Raw genomic sequence first — 17,184 nt, 5'->3', positions numbered from 1 at the left:
TATATTCCTAAACCAGGTTTGTGGATTATAGTTCCGCAGTTTTCAGTTTCTTAGGAACCTTTACTGTAATGGTTTGGGTTTTCCCATCCCGCTGTACTTTGAAGTTATAAGAGCTCTTGTCCCTGTTTTCTCTCATGGTCCTTGTAACGTCCTCTGTTCCTTTTACCTCCTTATCATCTATTCCTAATATGATATCTCCTTCTTTAATTCCAGCTTTAGCAGCGTTACTTTCTTCATCGACATCCAGTACTTTCACACCCTTTCCTTCATCTGTGTCCTGAATAGATAAACCCAGCCTGGGGCGACCACCAAAAACAAAGGCATTGCCACCAAAGCCTTCCATTGGTGGCATTGGTGTTTCAGGCATCGCAATGCGGGGCATTGTGAAAGTATTCATATGTATGCCTTTCCATTTTCCTAATTCAGCCGTTGCTTTATGCTCTTTACCATCGCGCAGGTAGGTAATGTCAACTTTTTCACCTGGTTTACGGTCGTGAATGGCTTCCGTAACATCTTCAGCATCTTCAATTTTCTTATCACCAATTTTTGTAATGATGTCTCCTTTCTTCAAGCCCGCTTTTTCTGCAGCACTCTCCCCAGTCACACCTTCTATTACAGCACCTTTATCATCACCTGAAGTGTTGACTCCAAGCATGGCACGGTTCTCATCTTCACTGAAAAGAGAGATCTGGTCATTGTCCATATCCATATTCCAGGTGCCTGCGCCGGGGGTACGGTTCATCATCCTGAACTTACGTTCACCCATGCCTTTAATAGTATTTACATTTACATGCACATCTTTATCATCATCAGCATCCTTACCATTAACTTTCACCTTATTTCCGTCAATTTCAATGACAGTTTTTTTATCAAGGTTTCCATTCCTGGTAATAACAATGGTTTGCATTTCTTTTTCATCCTTTGTGTCTTTGGTCTTTTCCTTTTGGGCTAGTACAACAGAGGGAACGGTAATAAAAGCAAGTCCCGCAATCAGCAATCGTTTTACAAGAATCTGTTTCATAACTGTATTTTTTGTCTACGTTAAATTTCGTAGATCAAATATAGAGAACACTTCTGAATTACGAAAGACTTCGCAATTGTTAAAATGTTAAAAGGTTTAAAGCAATGCTTTAACGGTCTCAATAACCTGTTGAAGGGAGGTAATATCCTGCCCCCCTGCAGTAGCCAATGTTTTTTGACCACCACCGCCCCCTTTGATAATAGGTGCTATCTTTTGCTTGACCAGGGCTCCTGCATCCAGGCCTTTTTCCTTTGTTGTTTCATCGTCAAAGGATAATACAACACCGGCTTTTCCATCTACATCTGACACAAGTACTATGACAGGGTTGGGCACCACGGATTTTAGCTCAAAAGCCAGCTTTTTCAATGAATCGACATTAACCTTTTTCACCACCTCTCCAATGAAATTGATGCCATTAATGAGCTGCACTTTATCTTTTAAGCTATCCCTTAATGCTGACAATCGGGATTGCTCCAGTTTTTCAGCTTCTTTTTTTAAGGCATTATTTTCTTCATTCAGTGCTATGATAGCCTTTACAATATCCTTTGGATTTTTTAATTGGTCCTTTATTGATTGTACAAGTTCAAATTGTTCAAAGGCAAACTGCTCTGCGGCAGCACCACTTATAGCTTCTATACGGCGAACTCCTGCAGCTATGGCGCTTTCGGAAATGATTTTAAAAAAACCCAGTTCGCCTGTAGCGCCCACATGCGTGCCACCACATAATTCCACCGAGTAACCCGGATCCATAGTAACTACACGCACCTCGTCACTGTATTTTTCGCCGAACAATGCCATAGCTCCGGTCTTCATTGCTTCATCCTTAGGCATGTATCTCGTATTAACAGGAATGTTTTCCCTAATCTTCCTGTTGACGATCCTTTCTACTTCTTTTATTTCTTCATCAGACAGCTTGCTAAAATGAGAAAAATCGAAACGGAGGTAGTCCTCGTTCACCAATGAACCTTTTTGAGCTACGTGCGTACCCAGTACCTTTCGCAAGGCTGCATGAAGCAGGTGTGTGGCACTATGGTGAACAGCGGTATTTTTTCTTTTATTGTCATCTACCTGTGCATGTACTTTACCACTGAGATCTGCTGGTACTTTTTCGGCAACATGTATGATCAGGTCATTGTCCTTTTTGGTATCTATTACTTTTAATTTTTCACCATTGATCACCAGTTCACCAGTGTCACCAACCTGGCCACCACTTTCTGCGTAGAAGGGTGTCTGGTCCAGTACAATCTGGAAGGCTTCCCGACCTTTTGATTTCACTTTTCGATATTTAAGCACCTGTGCTTCCGTCTCCAGTGAATCATAACCAACAAATATGGAATTATTACCCTCATTTACAACAATCCAGTCTTCTGTGTCAATAGCGGTAGCTGCACGGGAGCGTTCCTTTTGCTTTTGCATTTCCGCATTGAAAGCTGATTCATCTACCGATAGGTTTCTTTCCGAAACTATCAGGCGCGTAAGGTCAAATGGAAATCCATACGTATCATATAATTCAAAAGCATCCTTGCCGGTAATTTCTTTGCCGGAGGAGCTGATAATGTCTTCGATTCTTTTCAATCCTTTTTCGAGCGTTCTTAAAAAGGCTTCTTCTTCTTCCCTGATCACTTTGGTCACAAATGCTTCCTGTTGTTTTAATTCTGGAAATACACCTGAAAACTGTTCCGAAATCACAGGCACCAACTGGAATAAAAGCGGTTGTTTGTAATCCAAATAAGAATAATAATACCTGACAGCTCTTCTAAGTATTCTTCTTATCACATAACCCGCCCCGGTATTGGAAGGCAATTGTCCATCTGCTATTGTAAATGATATGGCACGGATATGATCTGAAAGTACCCTAAATGCTATATCTGCCTTTGAATCTGAGCCCTTATATTCTGTTTGGGTAATGTTGCCGATTTTAGAGATAGTACCTGTGAATACATCCGTGTCATAATTGGAATGCTTGCCCTGTATCACTCTTACCAGGCGTTCAAATCCCATTCCTGTATCTACATGTTTTGCCGGTAATTGTTGCAGGCTTCCATCTTTTAAGCGGTTATACTGGATAAATACGTTATTCCATATTTCTATCACCTGGGGATGGTCAGCATTGACAAGCGTTCTTCCATCTACCTGTTTTCTTTCTTCATCCGGTCTTGAATCCACATGTATTTCAGTGCAGGGGCCACAGGGTCCAGTGTCGCCCATTTCCCAGAAATTATCTTTTTTATTGCCCAGCAATATCCTGTCAGCGCTGATCCATTTCTTCCACTCTGTGGAAGCTTCCTCATCTACTGGCAATCCTTCCTTCTCATCACCTTCAAACACGGTTACATATAAACGGTCAACGGGGATATTTAAAACATTTGTCAGCAGTTCCCAGCTCCATTCAATAGCCTCTTTTTTAAAATAATCTCCAAAGCTCCAGTTACCCAGCATCTCAAACATGGTATGGTGGTAAGTATCTACACCCACTTCCTCCAGGTCATTATGTTTACCACTTACCCTTAAACACTTCTGTGTATCAGCGATCCTGGGATAAGGCGCTTTTTTATTCCCAAGGAAAAAGTCCTTGAACTGGTTCATGCCCGCATTGGTAAACATGAGGGTTGGGTCATTCTTCACTACAATAGGGGCGGAAGGAACGATATGGTGATCTTTAGTTTTAAAAAAATCTAAAAATGCTTTGCGTATATCTGCGCTAGTCATTATGCTCACAATAAAAGATTGATTTTTGCTTTATATGCCAGTATATTTGTTTCCCTCGCTCGTTTTGCGGGGATTGCAAAGGTAATGATACGTCATCGTGAATCGTCAATTGGCCATTTGAATTTTCACTATGCCTGGCATTGTAATGATAGATAGACTAATGGTTGTGCAGGTTCAGTATTTGACGATTGCCGTTTCACGATCCAATCGCCACCATGAAAAAAATCAAATATTTCTATAATACGCATACGTTACGGTATGAAAAGCTGGTAACACCATTAAGGGTTAAATTCCTGAGGTTTTTTGCCTTTATTGCCACAGCGTTTGTTACAGCGGCTCTTATTTCCTATTTCGCTTTCCAGTTTGTAGGCTCCCCTAATGAGAAATACCTGCGCATTCAAAATTCGCAATTGAAACAGGATTTCGAGGACCTCAATGATTCAGTGGCCCAGATACAGATGAAAATGGCTGAATTGGAGAAAAGAGATAACAGTGTGTATCGAAGCATTTTTGAAGCAAGTCCCTTACCTGATAGCGCAAGGGCCACATTTTTGGAGAAGCAAAAAGAAATTGCAAGGGTGGAGCGGATGAGTGGCAATGAATTGGTGCGGTCTATCAGTATGACACTTACCAATCTGAAAAACAGGATCGCCGCTCAAAAATCTTCCTACAATGAAATTGCTGGCCTGATCAATAACAAGGAAAAACTGCTTGCAGCAACGCCAGCTATACAACCGGTTAGTAATAAGGATCTAAACCGTATTGCTTCTGGTTTCGGTTATCGTATTGATCCTATTTACAAAACCGTTAAAATGCATGCAGGGCTGGATTTTACAGCAGCCCAGGGAACACCCATTTATGCAACTGCCAATGGGATGGTCAAAACGGCTGGTAATACCGGAAATGGTTATGGTAACCATGTTGTGATCAATCACGGGTATGGATATGAAACCTTGTATGGTCATATGGTGCGTGTAAAGGCAAGAGCAGGCCAGCGCGTGGAAAGGGGAGACCTGATAGGCTACGTTGGATCTACAGGAAAGTCCACAGGACCACACTGCCACTACGAAGTGCATAAGAATGGCCAGAAACTAGATCCCGTTTATTTCTTCTATAATGATCTTAGTCCGCAACAGTTCGACGAATTGTTGAAACGTGCATCTGCTTCCAACCAAAGCTTTGATTAACTGAATGCGTAAGCGCTTTTCAAAGCATTGTTCCTGGAATTTTATTTCAATACCTGCGTATATTTAAGAAGTTTAAGGTGTTCAATAAACTCCTGTAACACAAACTCTTATTATCTTCAACGCATGACAGAGAGACCAAAGCTGAAACTGTTTGACCTGACCATGATCGTTGTTGGGTTGGTGATAGGAATGGGCATCTTCCGAACTTCAGCCGATGCAGCCAATGCATCGATTACGCCCGGCGTATTTTTTATTGCCTGGATAGCCGGTGGATTGATTGCTTTGTGCGGTGCGCTCACCTATGCCGAAATAGGCTCCCGTTTTCCTGTAACTGGGGGCTATTATAAAGTGTTTGCAGAATGTTACCATCCCTCCATAGCCTTTGCCATCAATTGCATTATCCTGATATCCAATGCAGCTTCAATGGCTGGAGTATCATTAATTGGCAGTGAATATATCTCCCAGGTACTGTTTAGCGCAGAACCGGCACTATTGGTAAAGTCTATCATTGCTATGATCCCGATATTGATATTTTATGGAGTGAACCTCCTGGGATTGCGTATGAGTGCCCTGGCCCAAAATATTCTAATGATCATCAAGATAGGTATGCTTGTATTGTTGATCTCTTCGATCTTTTTTATTACAGGCAATAACCACCAGGCAGTCACAGCCGTGAAGGAATTTACCTGGATGGATTATGTAAAATCTTTTGGTATCGCCCTTATTGCTGTTTCTTTCACCTATGGCGGATACCAGCAAACCATCAATTTTGGTGAAGAGATAGAACATCCCAGGCGAACCATTCCTAAAGGTATCTTTATCGGCTTACTAATCATTATAACACTATACCTAGCAGTAAGTTTCGCTTATTATAATGCTATCGGGTTTGAAGACCTGAAAACTTCCAGGGGTATCGCTTCTATAGTAGCGGAAAAGATGTTTGGTCCCACTGGCCGAATGGTTTCATCAGTGTTGCTATTCGTAGCTGTATTGGCGTATGTAAATGTTTTACTCTTAAGCAATCCCAGGGTCATGTATGCCATGAGCGAAGATGGGATCCTGCCTGCATCCTTCAAAAAAAAGGATGAAAGGAAGGATGTATTAACAGTAAGTTTGACAGCCTTTGCAGCTATTGGCATTATTGTACTTTGCTTTGCCAAGACCTTTGATAAAATACTTGGTTTTACCATTTTCCTTGATTCAATTGGTATGGCTACATCAGCCGCAACTATTTTCATCATACGAAAAAGAACAAGGCACCTGGATGGTTCGGGAATTTATAAAATGAAACTTTACCCATTAATGCCACTGGTGTTCATAGTCGCATACATTTTTGTAGGTATAAGCATCTGGGTCAATACCCCTGAACTGGCATGGACAGGCATTGCCGTATTTGTTGCCTTCCTGCTGATCTATTTTATTGTTACTCTAATCAAAAGAAAAAAATATGTCTCCTCTTAAGGACCTGTCTTATATTATCAATGAATTAGCCGAAGACCGGGAGAACTATTTCAATGCAATTGCACCACCTATCATGCAGTCCAGCAATTTTGCTTTTAAAACGGTTGCGGAGATGCGTACTGCTTTTGAAGACGAAATGGGCGGCTATTTATATAGCCGTGGCCTGAATCCAACAGTTGATATACTCAGGAAAAAGCTGGCAGCTCTTGACCAGGCGGAGGATTGCCTGGTATTTGGAAGCGGTGCCGCTGCCATCTTCGCAGGTGTGCTTGCTAATGTAAAAGCCGGTGACCATATTGTTTCAGTAAAAAGCCCTTATACCTGGGCTCAAAAAATGTTCGATGTCATCCTGCCCCGGTTTGGTATTACGACTACCTATGTAGATGGAACTGATACAAAAAACTTTGAAGCGGCACTGAAGCCATACACTACATTAATATACCTGGAGTCTCCCAACTCCTGGACATTTGCCATTCAGAACCTGAAGGAGGTGGTGGCCCTGGCAAAGGAGAACAATATTGTCACAATGATCGACAATAGTTATTGCACACCACTCTATCAAAGACCGATCGCCTTAGGCATTGATCTGAGCATGCAAACGGCTACAAAATATATCAGTGGACACAGTGACACTTTAGGGGGTGTGTTGTCAGGTTCACATTCAATGATCAAAAGGATATTTGATTCTGAATACCTCAATGTAGGAAGTGGCATTTCTCCTTTTAATGCCTGGTTATTATTACGTGGATTAAGGACATTGCCAGCCAGGCTGGAAAGGATCACGCATACAAGTAAAAAGGTTTTGGAATTTTTACAATCACATCCTAAGATCGACAAGGTCCTGTTTCCTCTGGATGAATCATTTCTTCAATACAAGCTGGCGAAGGAACAAATGGAGGGAGCCTGCGGTTTAATGACCATCACACTCAAGGATGGCACCATGGATTCCATCACCCGCTTTTGTGAATCACTTCGCCATTTTTTTATGGCAGTAAGCTGGGGGGGACATGAATCGCTGGTGATCCCAAAATGTGCCGGGCTTTTGCCGGCAGACTTCGATAAGAACAATATTGACCACCAGTATATCAGGATTTATACAGGACTCGAAGAGCCATCATACCTGATAGATGACCTAAATCAGGCTTTGAATGGTATATAGACTCTGATCAATTGCATTATTTTTACAGTTATGAAGCGACCATCACTAGGCTTTTTCTTTTTGTTGATAAGTATATGCTCAGTAAAAGCACAGGATAAATGGGACCTGCAACGATGTGTAACCTATGCCATGCAGAATAATATTTCTGTAAAGCAGGCAGACATACAGGCGCGCATATCCGCATTGCAATTAAAGCTTAGTGAGGCTGGAAGACTTCCTAACCTGGGGTTTTCATCCAATGGTGGTTATAATTTTGGCCGGTCCATAAACCCTGCTACTAACTCATTTGAAAACAAGAGTATTTTTTTTAGCAATTTCCAGTTACAGTCAAGTGTCAATTTGTTCAATTGGTTTTCCCAGCATTATACGGTCGAAGCCGATAAGTTGAGCAAGCAGGCAGCGGATGCTTCTACGGATAAAGCAAGAAACGATATCGCCTTAAATGTGGCTGTTGCTTACCTCCAGGCCTTGCTTGCTAGTGAGCAAATAGATGTTAGCAGCCTGCAGATAGGCCAGAGACAATCACAATTGGATAATATACGCAAGCAGGTAAAAGCTGGGGTATTGCCTGAATTGAATGCTGTGGAGCTTGAAGCGCAATTGGCCACGGATAGTGCCACCTATATCGGTAATGTTTCTACCTACCAGCAGGACCTGATCCAGTTAAAAGCATTACTGAACCTGGATATGGCGGTTGATTTTGATATAGAAAAGCCTGATGTTACAACAATTCCTTTGGAGCCCCTGGCTGATCTGCAACCCGCCAGGGTTTACCAACTGGCTCTGAAAAATCTTCCCCAGCAGCGGGTGAATCAATTCAGGTACCAGGCTGCTTTAAAAAACATTCAGGTTGCCAGGGCGTCAATGTTCCCAACTATTTCAGCATTTGCCAATATAGGTTCCCGTTATTCGAGCCTGTTTCCAGACCAGGAGAACTTTATTGTAACACCATCAGGTAAGTTGGATACTTTAGGGTATGTGGAAACTGCTCCCGGAACCAAATTTTATGCTGTAAGGCCTGGTGTATCAGTAGTGTCACAAAATACACCCTTCGGTAAACAGGTCTTTAATGTAAACCTTAGTCAGGCTGTGGGACTTAATTTATCCATTCCCATATTCAATAACAGGCGGTTGCGTACTGTCTGGGACCGGGCACGTTTAGATGCAGAAGGCATACAACTGCAGGTAGACCAGGACAACCTTACCTTGCAGCAGGATATTTATGGTGCGTATAATAATGCTATCAGTGCCCAACAGCGCTATCTTTCAGCCCGTAAAGGAGTTGAGGCGGCTGAAAAAGCTTTTGATTTTTCCCAGAAAAGATATGGAGCCGGTTTGTTGCAAACTATTGAACTGATCACCAACCAAAATAGCTTATTCAGATCCAGGCTGGATGCATTGGCAGCCCAGTTTGAATATGTGTTTAGAATGAAACTTCTTGAATTTTACAAGGGAGAGGGAATGAAGTTATAGTTGTATTGGAGGTAAGGATAAATGAATTCTGATTGAACAAAAATAAAATGACGCTGGTGAAAACCAGTGTCACAAAATCTTCCTTTATGGAATGGGGGTATTATGAATAAAACAGTTAAATGGATTTTGATCGGCTTGGGAGTATTGATTCTTCTTTTAGTGGTTGGGAAACTGGTAAAAGGAAACTCCAATGAGGGCATAAAAGTTACGGCTGAAAAAGCGCAAAAGCGAACCATCATTGAAACGGTTACAGCCAGTGGTAAAATTTATCCTGAAATAGAGGTCAAGATAAGTCCTGATATCTCGGGAGAGATTACGGAACTCAATGTGGAAGAAGGTGACAGCGTAAAGAAAGGCCAGGTATTGGCACGCATCTATGCTGATATCTATTCTTCCCAGAGAGATGAAGCAGCAGCACGTGTAGCCCAGTCACAGGCTACTGTAGCTAACAGCCAGGCTTCTTTACAGGCATTGAAGGCACAACTTAACCAGGATAAGATCTCCTATGACCGGAATAAGGACCTTTTTGACCAGAAAGTGATCTCTAAAGCAGAATTTGAACAATTCGAAACAAAATACAGGTCGTCGCAGGCGCAGTACAATGCTGCCCTTCAAAATATCAGGAGCTTGCAGGCCGGCACGCAAAGCTCAAGGACCAGCCTTGAAGCTGCTAATAAGAACCTGAGCCGGACAACACTTACCGCACCTATGAATGGCGTGATCTCCTCTTTAAGTGTGAAAAAGGGTGAAAGAGTAGCAGGTAATAGCTTTAATGTGGGTACTGAGATGATGCGTGTTGCCAACATGAGCTCAATGGAAGTGCGGGTGGATGTGGGAGAAAATGATATTGTAAAGGTCAGTATTGGCGATTCGGCCGACGTGGAGGTTGAAGCATATAATAAGCGGAAGTTCAGTGGTATCGTTACCCAGATCGCTGCGAGCACCAAGACCGCCAGTCTTACCAGTTCAAATGATGTTACCAATTACGAAGTGCATATTCGTTTGGATCCTGCAGGTTACCAGGACCTTTTAGATCCATTAAGACCCAAAAAGTTCCCTTTCCGTCCAGGTATGAATGCGAGTGCCGATATTAAAACTAAAAGAAAAGACGGCGTGATCAGCGTTCCCATTGCTTCTGTGGCAGCAAGGGTAAAAGGAACTGATACCAATATTGAGGATAAGAAAAAACAACAATTAAAAAATAAGGATAACAGCATCAATACTGATGATGCCCAGAATACTGTTGCCGGTGAAGACCTGGAAGAAGTAGTTTTTATTGTGACTGCAGATAATAAGATCGAGAAAAGAGTGGTGACAACCGGTATCCAGGATATTAACTACATAGAAGTAAACAGTGGTTTGAAAGAGGGTGAACAAATTGTTACCGGTCCCTATAATGCTGTAAGTAAAACACTGAAGACCGGCGATAAGGTCAAAATAGTAACACAGGAAAAGCTATTTGAGAAGTGATCAGTAAACCGGGTTGATGTCGTTCTTATGTTGATCTCATTTAGATTGATAATAGTATAATTGAAGGAATTATTTTTGTCATCAAGTAAGTAGAGGTATAGGAAAGTCAGTTGTATAAAATGACTTAGCATACTTGTTACTCCCGTTGGTAATTTAGCCCGCAAATTCTTAATTCTTTGCATGGAAAGATCCTTCAATATTGGTGTAATTGGTAATGGAAGCTGGGCCACAGCCCTGGTGAAAATATTGACCGACAATGGGCAAAAGGTAAACTGGTGGATCAGGAAGAGATCATCTATTGACTATATAAAGCGCCGCAGGCATAATCCTAATTATTTAAGTTCGGCTTATTTCGACATTTCGCTACTTAATATGTCTGAAGACGTGCAGGAAGTGGTGAATGCTTCGGATCTGATAGTGATTGCAGTTCCTTCTGCTTACATACTCGAGGTGCTGGGTCAGATTGATCAGGCTTCATTCCAAAACAAAAAGATTTTATCTGCTATAAAAGGATTGGTCCCTGGAGAAGATGTTTTATTAAATGAGCATTTATCAAAACAATGCGGAGTGCCGCTTGAAAACTATTTTGCCGTTTTGGGGCCCTGCCATGCAGAAGAAGTAGCTGCGGAAAAGTTGTCTTATCTTACTTTTTCGGGTATAGATGAAGTGACCACCACAAATATTGCTTCTTTGTTCCATACAGGGTATATCAATACCATTATCAATACTGATATATTGGGTGTTCAATATGCAGCTGTTCTGAAAAATATTTATGCTTTGGGTGCAGGTATCGCTCATGGGCTTGAGTATGGAGATAATTTTCTTAGCGTTTATATAGCCAACAGTGCTGATGAAATGGCCTGTTTTCTACGTAAGGTAGGTGCGCAACATATGGTGGTGGGCGAACACCAGAAAGCCAGTTTACCCAATCAAAGGAAAGATATCAATTACGCCGCCTCTGTTTACCTGGGTGATCTTTTAGTAACCTGTTATTCACTCTATAGCCGCAACCGCACATTTGGAAACATGATAGGTAAGGGCTATACAGTACAATCGGCCCAGTTGGAAATGAATATGGTAGCAGAAGGATACTATGCATCAAGATGTATTTATAATATCAATCAAAAGATCGGGGCAGACATTCCTATTGCCGAAACCATTTATAAGATACTATGGGCTAAGATGCATGCAGAAGAAGGTTTTCAAATGATCGAGGAAGTATTGGTTTGATAACTACCCATTTACCTTATATATAGACGGATCAGTAATAAATTAAAGTATACTGCTTAAATAAAGAGATCTGCAGCAATGCCATCAGCACGGAGCATGCCTTCATCAGTTAATCTGACCTGCGAAAGTTCCTTTATGGCAAACCCGCCATTAACATATTTTTCTAATTGTGATTCGATCCTTTTTCTTTCTTCATGGCCCCATAGCCTTGTTACAACATCCATGTCAAGGCCTTCCATTGTTCTTAGGGAGATCATGATATACTCATTGATCCTGTTTGATTCAGACAGCTTCTCTGTTTCCCTTTTCGGGTGACCTTCATTGATAGAATTAATATAGGTGTAGTTATTTGCAACATTCCATCTTCTTTCAAGTCCATTATACGAATGCGCTGAAGGTCCTAAGCCCAAATAGCTGGCCCCTTTCCAATAGGAAGAATTATGACGGCTGCGGAATCCTTTCAACGCGAAATTGGATACCTCGTAATGTTCATATCCTTTTTCCTTCAGCCATTGCATAAGTAATGAAAACTGCCTGGCTTGTTTATCATTGTCAACATCTTTTCGTTGTTGCAACTGTATCATTTTTTGTAAAGGGGTCTTTTCTTCCACCGTCAGGGCATAACAGGAAAGATGGGGTATTCCAAGGCGTATGGCTGTATCAACTTTTTGTTTCCACATTTCATCCGTAAGCAAGGGCGATCCATAAATAAGGTCCATGGTTATATTTTCAAACTGGCTGGTGGCCAGTTCCAGTCCTTCCATTGCCTGAACGGCATTGTGCGCCCTGTTCATCCATCGTAATTCTTCTTCAAAAAAAGATTGTACCCCAATACTTAACCGGTTGACGCCAGCATTTTTCCATCCTTTTAATTTTTCGGCAGTTATATCATCCGGGTTGGCTTCCAGTGTGACTTCTGCCCCCGGGGTAATAGAGAAATTTTTCTGGATGGATTCCAGCAGTAACTCTATTTCTCTGATGGAAAGTAAACTTGGCGTGCCACCACCAAAGTAAATGGTTTCGACAGGCTTTCCTTCCAGGTATTCTTTTTCCAGCACTGTTTCTTTTAGAATACCCTTCAGCAGATCATCCTTATAACGAAGGGAGGTAGAAAAATGGAAATTGCAATAGGTGCAGGCCTGTTTACAAAATGGTATATGCAAATAAATTCCTGACAATTTCGTTATCTTTTCAATCTTTGTTGGTAATGAATCAGTGATGGAGGGTAGATGACTAAAGTGTAATACTTTCTGCTATCATCTGCCTGCTACCGGCTTTTATTCTATGGCAAAACTAAAGCACCTGCTTACAGTAATTTTCTTTTTAACACATTTGTGCTCCTATGCACAGGTGTACAGGATGCAATACATTGGGGTTGATGTGGATTCCTCCCGGTTACAACAATATGCAGGTCTACAGTCTGCTTTTCCTTCCAGGCTCGAAGCTTCTTTATATGTAAATAATCTATCTTCCTTACTGCAGTCCAAAGGCTATATAACTGCCTCTTTGGATAGCCTCCAATTGGATTCTGTTTCCGGAAGGGTGGTCATTTACCTTGGCGATCAGTATAAATGGGCCAGGCTTTCTACCTCGCCTGCCAATCTTACGATCCTGGAAGCGGCTCATTGGAATGATAAAGTCTTTACGGGGCCTGTTGATTTCAATTCTTTGCAGGAAGGTCAAAAGAAGATCCTTGATTACCTGGAAGATAACGGGCATCCATTTGGAAAGGTTTTCCTGGACAGCATTGCCATTCATGGAGAGGAAGTAGAAGCGGTATTAATGGTTGATAAAGGACCACGATATAAGATCGATAGTATACGGGTTTTTGGCAATGTAAAGATCAATAACAATTACCTCCAGCATTACCTTGGCATTTCCAATGGTAGTCTTTACAACAAAAAACTACTACACGGTATTTCTCCCAAACTCAGAGAACTTACTTACCTGCAGGAGGAAAAACCTTCTGACCTGAGTTTATTGGGCACTGGTTCTGTTTTAAATCTTTACCTGAAGGAAAAGAATAGCAACCAGGTGAATGCGCTTATTGGATTTTTACCCAATAGCAACCAGGCCTCCGGCAGCAAAAAACTATTATTAACAGTTGACGCTAATATCCTGCTACGTAATGCCCTGGGCTCGGGGGAAACCATTGGTTTGGTATGGCAGCAATTACAAAAAAGCTCACCGCGGTTGAACCTGGTCTATGAACAGCCCTATTTATTTCAATCGAACTTTGGTATTGCTTTTTCACTCGACATGTATAAAAAAGACAGTACTTTTTTAAACCTGAATATGAACCTGGGAACTACCTACAGGATCAGTAATAACCAAACCGGCTCAGTATTTCTGCAAAGAAGGCAAACCATTCTGAATGGTGTAAATACAAACCAGGTGATGCAAACACGGATATTGCCAAGAGAAGCAGATGTCAGTTCCTTGAACCTTGGTGTATCCTATAGTTTTAATAACACCAACTATAAGTTTAATCCTAAAAAAGGTAATGAATTCAATTTTACTTCAACGGCAGGTACCAAGAAAATTAAAAAGAATGCTGCCATCCTTGAATTAAAAGATCCTTCTGATCCCTCTTTTAAATTTGAGCAATTGTATGATACCGTAAAACTTAAGGTGTATCAATTCAGGATCACTGCTTCCGCAGCCCATTATATTCCTGTGGGACGTCAAAGTTCCTTCAAACTGGGGTTAAGTACAGGCCTTTATCAAAGTGCCAGTTATTACCGCAATGAATTATTCCGGATAGGAGGCTACCGGTTATTACGAGGGTTTGACGAAGAAAGCCAGTTTGTTTCTCAATATGCCATCGGCACTGCTGAATACCGCTACTTAATAGGATTAAATTCAGCTTTTTTTGGATTTGTGGATGGAGGATATGGCAAGCACTTACAGGAAGCTGAAAGTTCTCATACTTATTTAAGTACCGGGGTTGGACTTTCTTTTGAAACCAAAGCAGGAATCATTAATCTTGCGTGGGCTTTGGGCCGTCGTAATGATGTTGAATGGAATTTAAGGCAATCAAAACTACACCTTGGATTTGCCAGTTTCTTTTAAAACCAAACTGGGTAAAGCATTTCAATCATTGCAGCAGGAAGACCAATATTCAATTGACTATAACTCTATGTGTTTGGGCTATAAACTTCAGGGCCTGATCATGTAGGAGAATATTTTTGCAGCTTATGTTGAAATACCTGTTTTTGTTTGGGATGATCCTGGCGGGTCTGAATGTATGGTCACAGGAGGTGAATGATAGTATCCCGTTAACAGATACAGTAGCCACACCCATAAAAACGATCCGAAAGCCAAGACAGGTTGTAGGAGCAATGCCTACAAAACCGGACACTGCTTCGATAATTGATGTTTTTTTACCCAATTCAAGAAGAGATACCATTTGGGCAGTTCAGCCAGCCTATAATTCTGATTCATCAAAATTCAACGGCCATCCATTCTTTCAATTCACAAATCCCACCCGGCATACCATCAGTATCAAACAATGGGAGGGGAAAGAAGCTATATTTTATACCCTTATAGGGCTGTTGATATTTTTTGCCATTATTAAAAACAGTTTTTACCGCTATATACAGGATCTGTTTAAAATATTCTTCCGGACAAGCGTCAGGCAAAGACAAATCAAGGAGCAGTTGGTTTCCAGCCCCTTACCTTCCTTATTACTGAATATCTTTTTTCTTTTTAGTGCCGGAATGTTTGTGGCTCTTGTGTTGCAGGAAGTAGGTCTTGGTATGCAATTCAATTTCTGGATCCTGTTCCTGTATTGTATTGCAGCACTTGCTGCCATTTACGGGGTCAAATTCATAGTCATGAAATTCATAGGATGGATATTACAGGCTTCAGAAGTTTCTGATGGATATATTTTTATCGTCTTTACTACCAATAAGATCCTCGGTATTGCCTTACTGCCATTTATTATAGTGCTGGCATTTACCAATGGAACTATCAGCCAGGTAGCTTTAACCCTTGGCGTAGGAACACTTATAGGGCTTTTGGTGTACCGCTATTTTTTATCCTATGTCACAATTCATCGCCAGATCAGGATCAATTTTTTACACTTTGTGATCTACCTTGCCGCATTTGAAATTGCTCCTCTTTTACTGATTAACAAACTGTTGTTGACAATATTGGGTTAAACATGTTAAATTTGCATAACGTTAGCCGAACCGCACCATGGTAAAACAAGGGGGAAAGACCGATACCTCGGTCAAAAGCAAAAAAAAAGTACTCATTACTCAACCTAGGCCCGAAAGCGAGAAATCGCCATATTTTGAATTGGGTCGAAAGTATGATGTCGAACTGGATTTTTATCCCTTCATCAGGCTGGAGGCAATTCCTGCAAAAGATTTCCGTAAACAAAAGATTGATATCCAAACACATACGGCTGTAATTTTTACCAGCCGCAATGCGATTGATCATTTTTTCCGGGTGTGCGAGGAAATGAAGATCAGCGTTTCGCAGGATACCAAGTACTTCTGTATTACGGAAGCTGTAGCTCTTTACCTTCAAAAATTCATTTTATACCGCAAGCGTAAAGTGTTTTATGGAGCTGATGGCACCAACAAAAGCCTTTTTGATGTTATCAACAAACATAAAAGCAACGAAAAGTTCTTGTATGTATGTTCTGAAAATCAACAGGATAGTGAAATTACAGGTTGGCTAAAAGCCAATAATTGTGATTTTTCCCTTGCCTTCATGTACCGAACAACCAGCACGGATGTAAAAGAGATCCTTACCAGTATTGAATATGATGTAATCTGTTTTTTTACTCCCAGCGGTGTGAAAAGCTTATTTGACAACGTTCCCAAATTCAAACAAAATGGTACTGTTATAGGCGCTTTTGGTAATAATACCAGCAAGGCCATAGAGGAAGCCGGGTTAAAGTTAGGCATTAAGGCTCCTGAACCTCAATCTCCTTCCATGGTAGCTGCCCTGGAAAAGTTCCTGCTAAGTGAACTGAAGAAAAAGTAGAATAATTGCTTTCTATATATCACGAAATTCTTAAGCACCTTATGGGTGCTTTTTTATGCCTTTTACGCAATGTTTCAGCACGATCCAGAATGAATTCAAGCGGGCAGCAATTCTGACTTTGACTTTTGTAATAAAGCAATCACTGAGAGTGTTAACTTATCTGTGTAAGCTGGTTTTCTATCCAGTTTAGATAACTGTGCAAAGGGTTTATACTTCAACATCACATCTTTCCTGACCGAATATATCAATAAAGTTTACCAGCATGGTGGCCCAGTCATCCTGGGGCTGGCTCCATTTTTTGGCTATTTGCATCAGTGCCAGGTACACTACCTTTTCTACTGCCTGATCGTTGGGCAGGCTGCATTTTGTCTTTGTGTACTTTCTTATGATCCTATTGATGTTCTCAATAATATTGGTGGTGTATATTATTTTTCTGATGCACCCTGGAAACTCATAAAAAGTGCTTAGACTTTGCC

General features: G+C 41.2%; 13 protein-coding genes. 9 read left to right on the top strand and 4 right to left on the bottom strand.

The features are described from left to right. Positions 1-25: 25 nt before the first annotated feature. Together BP74_RS08025 and alaS are read right to left on the bottom strand one after the other, a co-directional pair. Positions 26-1,021 carry a PDZ domain-containing protein gene (locus BP74_RS08025; protein ID WP_496372861.1) on the bottom strand — a complete coding sequence of 332 codons (996 nt, stop codon included), beginning with the start codon at positions 1,019-1,021 and terminating at the stop codon, positions 26-28. A gap of 96 nt (positions 1,022-1,117) precedes the next feature. Then, positions 1,118-3,730 carry an alanine--tRNA ligase gene (gene alaS, locus BP74_RS08020; RefSeq protein ID WP_496373205.1) on the bottom strand — a complete coding sequence of 871 codons (2,613 nt, stop codon included), beginning with the start codon at positions 3,728-3,730 and terminating at the stop codon, positions 1,118-1,120. Between the two features lie 215 nt (positions 3,731-3,945). On the opposite strand from alaS, the gene BP74_RS08015 reads away from it, so the two are divergent. The 6 genes from BP74_RS08015 (at position 3,946) to BP74_RS07990 (ending at position 11,710) form a co-directional block, all read left to right on the top strand. Further along, on the top strand, positions 3,946-4,917 hold the full coding sequence (locus BP74_RS08015) for a M23 family metallopeptidase (protein WP_496372859.1): 972 nt from the start codon (positions 3,946-3,948) through the stop codon (positions 4,915-4,917). Positions 4,918-5,040: 123 nt separating this feature from the next. Beyond that, positions 5,041-6,378 (top strand): APC family permease, encoded by a 1,338-nt coding sequence (locus BP74_RS08010; protein ID WP_496372857.1) that lies wholly within the window; start codon positions 5,041-5,043, stop codon positions 6,376-6,378. Next, positions 6,365-7,537 (top strand): trans-sulfuration enzyme family protein, encoded by a 1,173-nt coding sequence (locus BP74_RS08005; protein WP_496372855.1) that lies wholly within the window; start codon positions 6,365-6,367, stop codon positions 7,535-7,537. Before BP74_RS08010 ends, BP74_RS08005 begins: the two co-directional genes overlap by 14 nt. A 30-nt stretch (positions 7,538-7,567) precedes the next feature. Then, on the top strand, positions 7,568-9,010 hold the full coding sequence (locus BP74_RS08000; RefSeq protein ID WP_496372853.1) for a TolC family protein: 1,443 nt from the start codon (positions 7,568-7,570) through the stop codon (positions 9,008-9,010). Between the two features lie 102 nt (positions 9,011-9,112). Continuing rightward, on the top strand, positions 9,113-10,480 hold the full coding sequence (locus BP74_RS07995) for an efflux RND transporter periplasmic adaptor subunit (protein ID WP_496372851.1): 1,368 nt from the start codon (positions 9,113-9,115) through the stop codon (positions 10,478-10,480). Between the two features lie 180 nt (positions 10,481-10,660). Continuing rightward, positions 10,661-11,710 (top strand): NAD(P)H-dependent glycerol-3-phosphate dehydrogenase, encoded by a 1,050-nt coding sequence (locus BP74_RS07990; RefSeq protein ID WP_496372849.1) that lies wholly within the window; start codon positions 10,661-10,663, stop codon positions 11,708-11,710. A gap of 56 nt (positions 11,711-11,766) precedes the next feature. On the opposite strand, the gene hemW is transcribed toward BP74_RS07990, so the two are convergent. Further along, positions 11,767-12,873 carry a radical SAM family heme chaperone HemW gene (hemW, locus tag BP74_RS07985; protein ID WP_496372847.1) on the bottom strand — a complete coding sequence of 369 codons (1,107 nt, stop codon included), beginning with the start codon at positions 12,871-12,873 and terminating at the stop codon, positions 11,767-11,769. 121 nt (positions 12,874-12,994) lie between these two features. Here hemW and BP74_RS07980 point away from each other — a divergent pair, with 121 nt between their 5' ends. From BP74_RS07980 to BP74_RS07970, 3 genes are all read left to right on the top strand, one after another. After that, positions 12,995-14,782 (top strand): BamA/TamA family outer membrane protein, encoded by a 1,788-nt coding sequence (locus tag BP74_RS07980; RefSeq protein ID WP_496372845.1) that lies wholly within the window; start codon positions 12,995-12,997, stop codon positions 14,780-14,782. Positions 14,783-14,907: 125 nt separating this feature from the next. Continuing rightward, positions 14,908-15,873, top strand: coding sequence for a DUF4271 domain-containing protein (locus BP74_RS07975; RefSeq protein ID WP_496372843.1), 966 nt, complete (start codon positions 14,908-14,910; stop codon positions 15,871-15,873). 37 nt (positions 15,874-15,910) lie between these two features. Continuing rightward, positions 15,911-16,708, top strand: a complete 798-nt coding sequence (locus BP74_RS07970) for a uroporphyrinogen-III synthase (protein WP_496372841.1) — start codon at positions 15,911-15,913, stop codon at positions 16,706-16,708. 207 nt (positions 16,709-16,915) lie between these two features. On the opposite strand, the gene BP74_RS07965 is transcribed toward BP74_RS07970, so the two are convergent. After that, positions 16,916-17,184, bottom strand: a 269-nt coding sequence (locus tag BP74_RS07965; protein ID WP_496372839.1) for a transposase, incomplete at its 5' end; no start/stop codon positions are given.

The organism is Flavisolibacter ginsengiterrae DSM 18136 (assembly GCF_059568575.1).
The sequence above is the reverse complement of the archived record's forward strand: the minus strand, read 5'-3'. Positions and strand labels throughout refer to the sequence as shown.

Excerpts from the sequence above, each read along its gene's own strand:
- BP74_RS07975 (WP_496372843.1), top strand. The coding sequence starts at position 14,908 with ATGTTGAAATACCTGTTTTTGTTTGGGATGATCCTGGCGGGTCTGAAT.
- BP74_RS08005 (WP_496372855.1), top strand. The coding sequence starts at position 6,365 with ATGTCTCCTCTTAAGGACCTGTCTTATATTATCAATGAATTAGCCGAA.
- BP74_RS07995 (WP_496372851.1), top strand. The coding sequence starts at position 9,113 with ATGAATAAAACAGTTAAATGGATTTTGATCGGCTTGGGAGTATTGATT.
- BP74_RS07980 (WP_496372845.1), top strand. The coding sequence starts at position 12,995 with ATGGCAAAACTAAAGCACCTGCTTACAGTAATTTTCTTTTTAACACAT.
- BP74_RS08025 (WP_496372861.1), bottom strand. The coding sequence starts at position 1,021 with ATGAAACAGATTCTTGTAAAACGATTGCTGATTGCGGGACTTGCTTTT.
- BP74_RS08010 (WP_496372857.1), top strand. The coding sequence starts at position 5,041 with ATGACAGAGAGACCAAAGCTGAAACTGTTTGACCTGACCATGATCGTT.
- alaS (WP_496373205.1), bottom strand. The coding sequence starts at position 3,730 with ATGACTAGCGCAGATATACGCAAAGCATTTTTAGATTTTTTTAAAACT.
- BP74_RS07970 (WP_496372841.1), top strand. The coding sequence starts at position 15,911 with ATGGTAAAACAAGGGGGAAAGACCGATACCTCGGTCAAAAGCAAAAAA.
- BP74_RS07990 (WP_496372849.1), top strand. The coding sequence starts at position 10,661 with ATGGAAAGATCCTTCAATATTGGTGTAATTGGTAATGGAAGCTGGGCC.
- BP74_RS08015 (WP_496372859.1), top strand. The coding sequence starts at position 3,946 with ATGAAAAAAATCAAATATTTCTATAATACGCATACGTTACGGTATGAA.
- BP74_RS08000 (WP_496372853.1), top strand. The coding sequence starts at position 7,568 with ATGAAGCGACCATCACTAGGCTTTTTCTTTTTGTTGATAAGTATATGC.